Genomic DNA, 12,350 nt, shown 5'->3' with positions numbered 1-12,350 from the left:
GGTAAAAGAGGATTGATGAGGGTTTTATTTAATACCCTAATACAGATGTGTCAATTTCATATGATAGCCATTGTGATGAGAAAATTAAGGAAAAAGCATCAATCACAAGCCGGTAAAGAATTAAAACTCATTATAAAAACACTCACGCAAAGCTCAAAAAATGAATTTTATCGACGATGACATTATTGGTTTATAAAACATCAAACGTTTTTAAAAGAGAGGCGTGATAAAGCCAATGAAAAAGATTATTTTCCTTATAAACATCGTAATGTAAGCGGCGCTTATGCCAGTTTAAAGCGTTATATGGATTTTATTTTTACCTATGAGACTCATTCTGAATTAAATATAGAAAAGACGACAAATCGTTTAGAAGGATTATTTAGTGAACTTAAGAGAAAATTAAATAATCATAATGGCTTAACGAAAAGGCGTAAGATATTGTTTATACAAGATTTTTTAAATAAAAAGAGTTGCTAATGTTTAAAGAAAATAAACATTAGCAACAATTTTGTCCACTTGGCATAGTTTTTGACAGATCAGCAATAATTTTTCTACTATACCTGTTTTTTTATTGTGCTTTTTTAACCGCAATTTCTAATGCAAAAGGAATAGAGCTACCATGGTTTGTTTTCGGAATAACAGTAAATTGTGTTGGCCAATGTTTAGATAAAAATTGGTGATATAACGTTTCAATTTTTAAGTGTTGGCGACGTTGTTGGATTCGAGCAAGCCTAGCAGGATCAATATTTGGATCGGCAGTAGGATTTTGTTCATATTCACTAATGGTTAAGGTAATAGAGTGAGGCTTGTCGGTTGTTTCGGACCAATATTGCAAAATCGCTCCATTTCCCCACCATAAAGAAGGACTTGCTAGTACATAGTCATCAAAAAGTGCTGGTTTGTTGAAAAGGGTATATAAACCAAACAGACCACCAAATGAATGTCCAAAAAAGAGTTTCTGGGTGATCTGATAGTGTTGTTCAATAAATGGAATCACTTGAGTAGCAATAAATTGTAGAAATTCACCAGCCTGCCCACCTTTAGCAAATTCATCTCCTTTAGCAGGGAAAGTATAATCACGAGTTCGTTCAGCAACAGCATATTCCCTGTCGGTAATATAGCCAATGCCTACAATTAAAGGTAATGATTTGGACGTATCTATTTTTGACAATGCGATTGGAAAATGTGCATTGCCATCTAGTAATAACAGTAAGCGATGATTGTATTTGAGTTTTGGTACAGCAATAAATAAACGATATTGCTTTTGTTGATAAGTAAAATCTTGCTGAGAAAAAGTAAAATAATGAGTTAAATGATTTATGGTTTGAATAGGCATAGTTTTTGCGAAACAAGGTAAACAAAAAATAGATAAAACGCCAATCCATAAAGATTGGCGATGATTGCAGATAAATTGCTTTACCCCAGATTGGCAGTAAAGCAAGGTTTTAATCAGTAATGTCATTAGAAGGATACCGTCATATTTGCCCAATAACGGCGACCATCAACCACAGACCAGTTACCACCATTGTCAGCATTAATAGCTTCACCACGGGTATTACCTACATTTAATACCGCAAAGCTAAATAAAACATCTTTGCTGAATTGATAATTGATGCCAACATCAACGGTACTATAAGCATCAGCATAACGAGCTGGACCTTTACTATATCCGGTGCGTTGATTTGCCCAAATACGTTTACCTACATAGTTATAACGAAGATAAGAATCCCATTGATCATCAATTTGCCAATTTAATTTAGCATTAGCTGAATGTTTTGGGGTATTCACTAAAGGATAGCCATCATAAGAAAATTGAGCATTAGGTAATTTATCTTCTTTACGTTTTGAGTGTTGATAGGTGTAGTTAAGTTCTAGATTCCAAGCTGAATTGAATGGGATAAAAGAGGAAAATTCAATACCTTTTATGTTGGCTTGACCCACATTCTCATAAGTAAAGAGGTTTCCACCAGTAACAGGATCTGTTTGCCCCTTTAATTGATAGCTAATAAGTTTGTTTTTAAAGTCTGTATTGAATAAGGTTAGTGAAGTTTTAAGTCCGTTTGCTCCACTGTATTCAATACCAATTTCTTGATTGACACTAGTTTCAGGTTTGAGATCAGGGTTACCATAAATTACTCCAGCACCACTTTGGGTTGACGCAATATAATTCGGACTAATTTCGCGGATACTTGGTGCTTTAAAGGCTTTTGCAATGCCACCTTTCAACGTCCATTCATTATTTAGATGGTAAACGAGATAGGCACGAGGATTCCAATGTGTACCATATTTTTCGTGATGATCCATTCTAGCGCCTAAAGTAAGCAACAGGTCTTTAGTTAAACTGATTTCGTCTTCTAAAAAGAGTGCTTTTTGTGTCACACTTTCTGTAAGTTGCTGTAATTTGGCTTTTTTATTGATGACTTTAGTAACTGAATCATCTTCTAATTGAGCGTGTTGATATTGACCACCAAAGATAAAGAAATGGGAATCAAGTGGTAACATAAATTTTGCGTCGAACACAGTATTGGTAATTTCTGGGCGACGAGAATCATAATTTTTAGTTTTACCGGACCAGATCTCACGTTTAGCAATTTCTTGATATAGGCTAATTTCAGAGGTAAGTTTGCCCCAATCACCATAATGACTTACTGACCAATGATTGCGTGAAAATTTAGTAATAGATTCTACGTTTTTCGTAATTGAGCCACCACGATTAGTCGTTGCAGCGAGTGATTCACCAGGCGTAGCTGTTTTTTCTTGACGATTACGACCTGCTTCAAATTCAAATTTATGTTTATCATTTGGTGTAAAGATCAATTTACTGGTTAATGCGCCATTTTTTAACTTGTTAGAACCGCCTACAATTTGATCTTGTTGACGTAATTGAGTATTACCATAAAGTTGCAAAGCTAATTTATTAGCAATTAATGGACCGGAAATAAAGAAGCTGCCTAATCCTTCCTCACCATTATCACCTTGGCGAGCAATACCACCTAAAGAAAGGCTGCTTTCCCATTTGTCATAATTTTCTTTTGTAATAATATTGATAACGCCACCCATAGCATCTGATCCATATAATGATGACATTGGGCCGCGAATTACTTCAATGCGTTGAATGGCACTAACTGGAGGCATTAAACTAGCCTCAAAACCACCATTACCATTTGGACGCGCTTCTCGGGTATTTTGACGACGACCATTGACAAGAATAAGGGTGTAATCCCCCGGTAACCCACGAATAGAAATATCTTCTTTATTGATATCACTACCAGAGATATTTACACCAGGTACATATTTCACGGCATCAATCAGATTAGCAACAGGTTGCTTTTCTAATGTTTTACTATTGATCACACTAATACTAGCAGGTGCATCTTGATAACTGTGCGTTGAACCAGATGCAGTGACGACAATATCATCTAAGGTTGTTGATTCATTAGTGATTGTTTTTGCGATTGCCTGATTTGCAAGAATAGTTGAGATGCACAGAGCTAATGTGGAAAGGGATAATTTCATTAAAGTTTCTCCTTAGGTTGCTAAAAAATTATCGAAGTATAAATGAGAATTAATATCATTTAAATGGAAAAAGAGGAGGTAGCTTTAAAATTTTTATAAAAACCATTTCTTTAGAGGTATATATGTGGTTAAAAATAGTTTTTTATTTACAAAAGAGCACTATTTAGTAAAACTTTTTTGGAATAGAACTGGTAGGAATCAAAATAATAACTTTGTATAATGATATTAAAATTAGATTACCTAGTGCTAGGTGAATCTGTATGTGTCGATGGATGAAATGTGAATTAGTAAATCTATGCAAATACAATATTTCTTTGGCATAATCACTCACAACTTTAAAGTTTATCATTATGTAATACAATGATTTATATTGTTATTCATAATCTGATGGTAAGATAGAAAGTACAAAATCAGCAGAAGAAAACGATATAGTCGTTGTAAAATGAAAATTGTTAAACCCATGGTGGTAGGAATGAATCTTACCTCCTCTATTACTCATAGGAGAAAATCAAGTGAATAAGAAAGCTGAAAGTTTTAAAAGCTATTTAGATAATGCGAAAGTAGATGCTTTTGTTGTTGAAGAAATTGCTGATGATGCGTTAAATACAGTAGTATTTCGTTCTCATCTTGATATTGGCGGCAATCAATTACCTACCATCGTTATTTTAGATGATTCTATTTATGCAATGATTCGTGTATTAGTTGCACCAAAAGTAGAATCAGAAGAAGCAGTACAAAAAGTGCAAGCATTATTAAATGATTTGAATAAACAGTATAAATCATTCAAATATTATCTAGATAATGATAATGCAATTGTTTTAGATACTTGCTTATTAACAGAAGGGGATAAAATTAATGGTGATTTAGTTTACGCTATGTTTGAAGTGTTAATTAATCACCTTAACGAATCTTATAAAACAGTAATGAAATCAGTTTGGAACTAATTTTAGTTGAGTTGATTTATCTAGTTATGATTACTCTATAATGTTTTACGTTATAGGGTAATTTTTTGCTTATTTTTCCTGCCTATGCGGCAGTAAACTAGTAGTTATTATGTGTTGTGTTATTTGACACCTTTCTAAGCTGCCTATGCGGCAGTAAACTTCACTTGTTCGCCCTTTTTATCGACGGCTTCTTTCTAAGCTGCCTATGCGGCAGTAAACACGCTTTTTTTAGTAATGCACAAGCAGTAGCATTTCTAAGCTGCCTATGCGGCAGTAAACGTAGTTGCTTTAATACAAAGTTTAAATACAATTTTCTAAGCTGCCTATGCGGCAGTAAACGTGCTTGGTTGCAGATGATGGCGTGGAGTGTATTTCTAAGCTGCCTATGCGGCAGTAAACATTGAACCAATCGCAAATAAAATTGCGGATATTTTCTAAGCTGCCTATGCGGCAGTAAACTAGAACAGAAGTTAAGATAACTTCAAGAACCACAAGGGATTATACTACAAATCTAAAGATAAACCCTTTTTTATAAGGTAAATATAATTACTTATAAATCAATTAGTTATTTGATACTAAAAAATAAGGGTATGAATATAAGGAAAAGGGCAGTGTGTTGGAGGCGAGTAAACTGAAAAAATAAAAAACTGCACCTTCATCAGTTGAAATTCAACCTTTACGGTGCAGAAACATTGTCAATATAACAACTACTATGCTTATTAAAAACTATTCTAAACGTTCGCCATGAGAGATTAAGTCTAAACCTTGGCGTTCTTCATCAGCAGATACTCGGATATCCATGAATAAACTCATTACCCAAAGAATCAAGCAAGAAACAACACTGCTGTAAATTAAGGTGATCACAACACTTTCGATTTGAGCGAGTACACTCGCGTCACCACCGGTAATATCAGTTGATACAAATACACCTGTTAATACTGCACCAACGATACCGCCAATACCATGGATACCAAAGGCATCAAGAGAATCATCATAGCCTAGTTTATATTTAATTTTGGTCACTGCGATAAAACATACTGCGCTAGTGATTAAACCAATCCATACAGCACTTTGTGCGGAAACAAAACCTGCGGCTGGGGTAATTCCCACTAAACCTGCAACTGCACCAGAAGCTAAACCTAATGCTGATGGTTTATGTTTGCTAAGAACTTCACATAACATCCATGTTAATGCTGCTACGGCTGCTGCGATTTGGGTTGTTGCTAACGCCATTCCGGCACGGCTGTCAGCCGCAAGAGCAGAACCAGCGTTAAAACCGAACCAACCAATCCAAAGCATTGCACAACCGATTAAAGTTAATGCTAGGTTGTATGGAGGCATTGCATCTTTGCCATAACCAATACGTTTACCAATAAAGAGTGCGGCACAAAGTCCTGCAATACCAGCATTGATATGAATAACGGTACCGCCTGCATAGTCTAAAACGCCATCTTCAGCTAACCAACCACCGATACTCCATACCCAGTGGGCAGTCGGTACGTAAACCAATAATGTCCATACCCCAACAAACACTAATACTGCACTAAATTTAATTCTTTCTGCAAAAGCACCAGTAATAATAGCACCAGCGATAATTGCGAATGCCATTTGGAATACCACAAATGCTGATTCTGGAATAGAGCCTGCGCCTGGATAAACAGTTAATTTGCCTTGTTCAGTAAAAACATTTAACCCATTTAAGAACAGACGATCTAAACCACCAATGTAAGCATTGTTTGGAGTAAAGGCTAAGCTGTATCCACAAACTAGCCAAATTACAGCAACTAAACAACATACGGCAAAACTTTGTACCATCGTTGCAAGTATATTTTTCTTACGAACCATACCAGCATAGAAAAGTGCTAATCCTGGAATTGTCATAAATAAGACTAAGATTGCTGCTAACATAACCCATGCAGTATCGCCTGCACTAATCACAGAAGTTGGTTGTACCCAATCCGCAAGATCGGCGTGTGCTGTAACTGGCAGCAGAGCCATTAACCAATGGTATCGTTTCATTTTTAATTCCCCTAAGTTTGTTGTGTTTGTCTTATTAAAATAAATTAAAGTGCATCTTCGCCTGTTTCACGAGTACGGATTCGAATCACTTGCTCGAGTGGTAAAACAAAGATCTTTCCATCACCTACACGTCCTGTTTGTGATGCTTCAATAATGGTTTCTACCACGTTATCGACATTTTCATCACTCACAGCAATATCGATTTGAATTTTTGGTAAAAAATCAACTGAATATTCACTACCTCGATAAATTTCAGTATGACCTTTTTGGCGACCAAAACCTTTCACTTCGATAACAGTAATTCCGTAAATCCCGATATCAGTTAAAGCCTCACGAACTTCATCCAGACGGAAAGGTTGAATTATTGCGCTAATGAGTTTCATAGATACCTCCAATAAATGTGTTATGTTATTGAATTATTTGCTTTTTTATAAATAATACACTCTTTTTGTCTGTAAATTAGAAAATCTATATATTTAAGCTTAAAAATAAATATTTTTTCTAATAAAATTATCTTAAAAGTAGTTAATATCTACAAAAATAACCTTAAAATTAAACTGTGTTCAAATAATAAATCTTCAAATTAAATGTTGTCAAAGGTTTTCTTAATTTTTTTATAAAAAATTTTTAAAATTACTAATTTTGTTAGAGATTATTTAATAGAATGGTGGGTATGAAGAATTTTTGATAAAAATATTCTCATTGCAAACTGGATGAGTTACATTAGTTCACTATAAAATGGAAATGAGATAACTAAGGCGAATGATATGAATACATTGAATAAAATTGCTTTTTATCCGATTAAATCAACACAACCTTGTTTTACAGAACAGAGTTATGTTCAACCGCATGGCTTGAGTTTTGATCGGGAATTTATGCTTACAGACGAGGGTGGAACGTTTATTACTGCACGTAAGCATGGCGAGTTATATAAATTCTCTGCCTATCCTGTTGCACAAGGGTTAATTGTACGCCATCAAGATGGCAGTCAAATTTTGGTACGTTATCAAGATTTCTCACAACAGCAGGAATGTGAAGTGTGGGGAACTCACTTTCCATCTTATATTGCACCAGTCGAGATCAATCAGTGGTTTAGTGAGAAATTACAGACAAAGGTAGTATTACGTTGGTTAGGAAAGCGTGATCAACGTTTTATCAAGCGCTTTCCAGAACATAGTGTGTCATTTGCAGATGGGTATCCGTTATTGTTAGTCAGCGAAGCTTCATTTGCTGCGGTGCAACAAGCTTGCCCAGTTCCAATTAGTATTAATCAATTCCGTGGCAATTTAATCGTTAGTGGCGAAGAGGCTTTTGCTGAAGAAACATGGCATACGATTAAAATTGGTGAGGTAGAGTTTTTGCATAGTAAGCTATGTGAACGTTGCATTTTGACAACAAGAAATTTATCAACAGGAGAATTAGAACCAAAATGTGAGCCTTTTCGGACATTAAAGAAAATTCATAAAAATGCAGAAGGTGCGCCATTATTTGGTATCAATTTGATCCCACTAAATAGTGGCGTTGTACGTGTTGGTGATAATGTTGAGGTTTTGCAACGGCGCACGGTATAAAATATTTGTAAAAGAGTTGTTAAGGGAATAAGATAGGGTTATCCTTATCTTAAAGTTCATAAACAATAATGATCACACTGCGTTCCCGAGAGTTTTATTTAGCGAGTTTTGCTTTAGCCTTTTCATCTTTTCTTGTTTTCTGTAACCTCTATTCAGCACAACCAATCTTGGCGGATTTTGCTAAAAAATATCAAGTTTCTATCACTATCGCGAATTGGATTTTTGCGGGGGCTTCATTAGGATTGAGTTTAAGTCTGATTCCTTGGGCATTATTTGCAGATCGTTTCGGCCGACGGCTGATGATGATGATTAGTCTAGGCATTACAGCAATAATTGGGATTATTCTTTATTTTGTTGATTCAGTTAGTGCTTGGATCTTTTTTCGGGTGGCGCAGGGCGTTGCTTTAGGTGGGTTGCCAGCTGTGGCAGTTGCTTATATTAGTGAAGAGTTTGAGCCTCGCTCTATTGCTTCGGTTGTGGGTTCTTATATTGCAGCAAACTCATTAGGCGGAATTTCAGGGCGATTGTTAGGTGGGTTTCTAGCCGATCATTTTGGATTGAATATGCCAATGCTATTCTGTGGTTTTTTAGCTGTTATTGGCGTATTTTTAATTATTTACTGCTTACCCAAAGAGCAACATTTCCAATTACAAACACTACAATTTGATAATTTACGTAAGAATCTATGTGGGCATATCCGTAACCCTAAATTGTGGCGTACCTATTTTATAGGAGGCTTAGGATTTGGTGTATTTATCAACCTCTATTCAGTAGTAAGTTTACGATTGATCAATGCGCCTTATGATTTTTCAACAACACAAGTTTCATTACTCTTTCTATGTTATCTCAGTGGGACATTTGCTGCGAGCTTAACCGGAAAACTTACTCAACGTTATTCTGCATTACGAGGAATGTTTTTAGGCTGGTGCGTATTATTGATCGGTGTTCTTTGTTTAATGGTGTCTTCATTACCACTCATTATTATGGCGTTGTTAATTTGTAGTATTGGCTTTTTTACTACACACGCCTTGGCTAGTGGTTGGGTAGGTAAACAGGCACAACACGCTCGAGCGTTAGCCTCTGCACTTTACTTATCTTTCTATTATTTTGGTTCAAGTATGGTCGGATTTTACTTGATTTTCTTATGGCGGCATTATTCGTGGGCGAGCGTTATCCTTGGATCTATTGTATTACTCAGTTTTATTCCAGTATGTATTTGGGGAATGAGAAGAAGTAAGAGCTAATAAAGTTGAGAGGATAAAGATAAGTTAAAAAGAAAACCTATCTCAGATGAGATAGGTTTTCGCATTTTGTCTGTTTATTGATTAACCCGGTAATAATAAGTTAGGAATAAAGGTAATAATTTGTGGGAAGATAGTAATAAGTACCAAGGTTGCAAAAATTGGGATCAGGAATGGCAATACCCCTTTTGTTACAGTACTGACTGACATATTACCAACACGAGCAACCACAAATAGTGCCATACCCATTGGTGGAGTTAAGATACCGATCATCATATTTAAAGTTGTCATTACACCGAAGAAGATTAAATCAATGTTAAAGTGAACAGCGATTGGAATTAACATCGGTAACACAAGGAATTGTAGTGCTAGTGCGTCAATAAACATTCCTAAGAAGAGGAGAAGTAAATTGATCATCACTAATACCATTAATTGTGAATCTGCGACAGTAATAAACACTTCAGCAATTTTCATCGCAACTTGTTCACGAGCGATCATATCGCCGAAGAAAGTAACAGTCATCACCATTAACACAGTTACCCCAGTAATCGCGACCGCTTCTACACAGCTCTTAAATAAGCTTTCAAGGGTAAGTTCTTTATAAACAAATTTCCCTACCACAATAGAGTAGAGTGCGGCAATTACAGCGGCTTCAGTTGGTGTGAATAAACCAGAAAAAATACCCACAATAATCAATATTGGGGTTAATAATGCCCAAATAGCACCTTTAAATTCACGACATAAAACTTTCATTGACGCTTTTGGTGTACGAGGATAGTTACGTTTTTTAGAAATAAAGTAATTCATAACCATCAACGCAATTGTAACCAAAACACCTGGCACAAACCCAGCAACAAAGAGCTTAGCAATAGATTGATTAGAAATAACACCATAAATAATCATTGCAATACTTGGGGGTACTAATGGCCCGATAATACAAGAAGCTGCGGTAATGCCACCACATATATCATCATCATAACCCGCATCACGCATTGCTTTGATTTCTAATTGCCCTAAACCGCCTGCATCTGCCAATGCAGAGCCAGACATACCAGAAAAGATTAGACTTGCGCCAATATTTACGTGTCCCATACCGCCACGATAGTGACCGAGCAATGCTTTAGCAAATTCAAAAATTTTAGTAGTGATACCACCAGTATTCATTAAGATCCCGGTAAGGATAAAGAATGGAACACTCAGTAGAGAGAAGCTATTTAAACTATCAACTAATTTGGCAGAAGCCGAATTGACAACATTCCAGCGGGTCATTGCAAAGTAAAGAATTGTTGCAATGAAAAGTGACCAACCCACTGGTGTACCAATAAACATAATAATAAGCCAAACACTTAATACAATATAAACAGATTCACTGCCAAATTTTACATAGTTGGTGATACGTAATACTTTGAATACATCTGGTGCAACAAGAATTAAGCCGATTAATATTGCGGCTGCAATTAAGAAGATAGTAGAAGGAATATAGCTTAGGTTATTTTTATAGTTTTCTGTTTGGGCTTGTAAAAAGCGAATTAACATTAGAAAAGAGAGTAATGGTAATGAAGCATATAGCCATTTTTCAGAAATACCTAACGAAACAATTTCAAATGATGCACCGTTATAAAGTTTGATCCCAAAATGGATAAATAAAATAATAGAGATAAAAATAAGGATTTGTGCCAGAGAAACTATCACTTTTTTGATTTTTTCTGACATCATATTAGTTACGAAGTCAATAAATACGTGTTGTTGTGTACGAATCCCGATAGAAATCCCCAGCATACCAACATAGACGAATAATAAACGCGCTAACTCTTCACTCCAAATCAGAGGGGAATCAAAAATTTGTCTTGCTGCAATTTGTGCAATCAAAATAATAAAAATGACTAAAAACAGCGCACCGCCTAGCCACTCTTCAAGTTTATTAAAATATTTCATGGTAACCTCATAACATCTTACTAAGGTTAAAAAAAGCCTTAGCGTTCAGAGAACGCTAAGGCAGGGAAGAATTATTTAGTTAAAGCATTAATTTCATTAATTGCTTCTTCACCTTCTTTACCATTTTTCTTGATGTATTCATCATAGTATGGTTTCATCGCAGCTTTGAACGGAGCAAGATCTGGTTTAGTCACGGTCATACCTTTTTGTTCAAAGTAAGAGATAAGATTTTTCTCACCATCTTCAAAGAGTTTGGTATGGTAATCAGCAGCTTTCATTGCGGCATCTTTAACAACTTTTTGTAGATCCGGTGGCAATTCTTCAAGTGTCGCATTACTTACTAAGTATAATTGGTCATTAAGAATATGGTTGGTTAATGCTAAGTATTTTTGTACTTCTTCAAATTTTTGTGCTTGGATAGTTGATAATGGATTTTCTTGACCATCTACTGAGTTAGTTTGTAATGCAAGATATACTTCAGAGAATGCCATAGGTGTTGGAGATGCACCTGAATATTTTGCATAAGCAAGGTTAGTTGCTGCATTTGGCACACGAAGTTTTAATCCTTTCATATCTTTAATGCTATTAATTGCACGGTTTGAAGTGGTTTGACGAGTTCCGTTATAAGCATCGGCTAAAATCGTAATTCCTAACTCTTTATTTACTTTTTGAATTAATGATTGACCAAATTTAGTATCAAATAATGCTTCTTTTGCGACTTTGAAATTTGGAATCATATAAGGTAATGCAAACACTTCTGCTGATGGATAGAATAATTGGAAACGAGCAGATTCACCGAATGTGAAGTCTAATGCACCATCACCAAGTTGTTTGATCATTGAACGGTCATCACCAAGTTGTGCACTTGGGTAAAGTGAAATCTCAATTTTACCGTTAGAGTTTGCTTTTACTTCTTTTGCGAAGAACTCTGCTGCTTTATATTCATTTGAAGTAGGGCCTGCAACTAACCCCATTTTCAAATCATACTCTGCAGAAAATGCAGCTGCAGAAATACCCATACAAAGTGTAGCAAGTAGTAATTTTTTAAATTTCATTGCGTTTCTCCTATAAAGAGTTAGATTGTTGGGAAAAGTAGCAAGTCATATACATGACAGTATAAAGCA

9 protein-coding genes, 1 pseudogene and 1 CRISPR repeat array are annotated in these 12,350 nt (G+C 35.5%); of the genes and pseudogenes, 4 read left to right on the top strand and 6 right to left on the bottom strand.

Features of this window, described 5'->3' with window-relative positions; genetic code table 11:
• Nucleotides 1-180, top strand: a pseudogene (locus QV06_RS12140) (IS256 family transposase, variant Zn-binding type); the annotation flags it as partial.
• A gap of 388 nt (nucleotides 181-568) precedes the next feature.
• On the opposite strand, the gene QV06_RS02475 reads toward QV06_RS12140, so the two are convergent.
• Nucleotides 569-1,462 carry an alpha/beta hydrolase gene (locus QV06_RS02475; protein ID WP_245174226.1) on the bottom strand — a complete coding sequence of 298 codons (894 nt, stop codon included), beginning with the start codon at nucleotides 1,460-1,462 and terminating at the stop codon, nucleotides 569-571.
• Nucleotides 1,462-3,516: a TonB-dependent receptor domain-containing protein gene (locus tag QV06_RS02470; RefSeq protein WP_065236793.1), complete on the bottom strand. Its 2,055-nt coding sequence runs from the start codon at nucleotides 3,514-3,516 to the stop codon at nucleotides 1,462-1,464. Before QV06_RS02470 ends, QV06_RS02475 begins: the two co-directional genes overlap by 1 nt.
• Nucleotides 3,517-4,028: 512 nt before the next feature.
• Between QV06_RS02470 and QV06_RS02465 the strand changes: the two genes are divergently transcribed.
• Entirely contained in the window at nucleotides 4,029-4,460 is a 432-nt protein-coding gene (locus QV06_RS02465) for a YbjN domain-containing protein (RefSeq protein ID WP_065236792.1), read from the top strand.
• A 70-nt stretch (nucleotides 4,461-4,530) separates the two neighbouring features.
• A CRISPR array of direct repeats spans nucleotides 4,531-4,919; the repeat unit is 28 nt; unit sequence TTTCTAAGCTGCCTATGCGGCAGTAAAC.
• 267 nt (nucleotides 4,920-5,186) lie between these two features.
• On the opposite strand, the gene QV06_RS02460 is transcribed toward QV06_RS02465, so the two are convergent.
• A complete protein-coding gene (locus QV06_RS02460) occupies nucleotides 5,187-6,479 on the bottom strand; it encodes an ammonium transporter (RefSeq protein WP_065236791.1) in 1,293 nt (430 codons plus the stop codon).
• 44 nt (nucleotides 6,480-6,523) lie between these two features.
• Nucleotides 6,524-6,862, bottom strand: a complete 339-nt coding sequence (locus QV06_RS02455) for a P-II family nitrogen regulator (protein ID WP_065236790.1) — start codon at nucleotides 6,860-6,862, stop codon at nucleotides 6,524-6,526.
• A 384-nt stretch (nucleotides 6,863-7,246) separates the two neighbouring features.
• Here QV06_RS02455 and QV06_RS02450 point away from each other — a divergent pair, with 384 nt between their 5' ends.
• Both QV06_RS02450 and QV06_RS02445 read left to right on the top strand, forming a co-directional pair.
• Nucleotides 7,247-8,050, top strand: a complete 804-nt coding sequence (locus QV06_RS02450; RefSeq protein WP_065236789.1) for an MOSC domain-containing protein — start codon at nucleotides 7,247-7,249, stop codon at nucleotides 8,048-8,050.
• Nucleotides 8,051-8,118: 68 nt separating this feature from the next.
• The gene (locus tag QV06_RS02445) at nucleotides 8,119-9,294 is read left to right on the top strand and encodes an MFS transporter (RefSeq protein ID WP_065236788.1); all 1,176 of its coding nucleotides are present in this window, start codon (nucleotides 8,119-8,121) and stop codon (nucleotides 9,292-9,294) included.
• A gap of 81 nt (nucleotides 9,295-9,375) precedes the next feature.
• On the opposite strand, the gene QV06_RS02440 is transcribed toward QV06_RS02445, so the two are convergent.
• A complete protein-coding gene (locus QV06_RS02440; RefSeq protein ID WP_065236787.1) occupies nucleotides 9,376-11,226 on the bottom strand; it encodes a TRAP transporter large permease subunit in 1,851 nt (616 codons plus the stop codon).
• Nucleotides 11,227-11,297: 71 nt separating this feature from the next.
• On the bottom strand, nucleotides 11,298-12,281 hold the full coding sequence (locus QV06_RS02435) for a sialic acid TRAP transporter substrate-binding protein SiaP (RefSeq protein ID WP_065236786.1): 984 nt from the start codon (nucleotides 12,279-12,281) through the stop codon (nucleotides 11,298-11,300).
• Nucleotides 12,282-12,350 lie beyond the last annotated feature (69 nt).

Source organism: Gallibacterium genomosp. 3 (assembly GCF_001678475.1).
Classification (GTDB): domain Bacteria; phylum Pseudomonadota; class Gammaproteobacteria; order Enterobacterales; family Pasteurellaceae; genus Gallibacterium; species Gallibacterium faecale.
The sequence above is the reverse complement of the archived record's forward strand: the minus strand, read 5'-3'. Positions and strand labels throughout refer to the sequence as shown.

What these genes read in the sequence shown, in the direction of transcription:
- QV06_RS02440 (WP_065236787.1), bottom strand. Translation starts at nt 11,226, where the DNA reads ATGAAATATTTTAATAAACTTGAAGAGTGGCTAGGCGGTGCGCTGTTT.
- QV06_RS02445 (WP_065236788.1), top strand. Translation starts at nt 8,119, where the DNA reads ATGATCACACTGCGTTCCCGAGAGTTTTATTTAGCGAGTTTTGCTTTA.
- QV06_RS02450 (WP_065236789.1), top strand. Translation starts at nt 7,247, where the DNA reads ATGAATACATTGAATAAAATTGCTTTTTATCCGATTAAATCAACACAA.
- QV06_RS02460 (WP_065236791.1), bottom strand. Translation starts at nt 6,479, where the DNA reads ATGAAACGATACCATTGGTTAATGGCTCTGCTGCCAGTTACAGCACAC.
- QV06_RS02435 (WP_065236786.1), bottom strand. Translation starts at nt 12,281, where the DNA reads ATGAAATTTAAAAAATTACTACTTGCTACACTTTGTATGGGTATTTCT.
- QV06_RS02475 (WP_245174226.1), bottom strand. Translation starts at nt 1,462, where the DNA reads ATGACATTACTGATTAAAACCTTGCTTTACTGCCAATCTGGGGTAAAG.
- QV06_RS02470 (WP_065236793.1), bottom strand. Translation starts at nt 3,516, where the DNA reads ATGAAATTATCCCTTTCCACATTAGCTCTGTGCATCTCAACTATTCTT.
- QV06_RS02455 (WP_065236790.1), bottom strand. Translation starts at nt 6,862, where the DNA reads ATGAAACTCATTAGCGCAATAATTCAACCTTTCCGTCTGGATGAAGTT.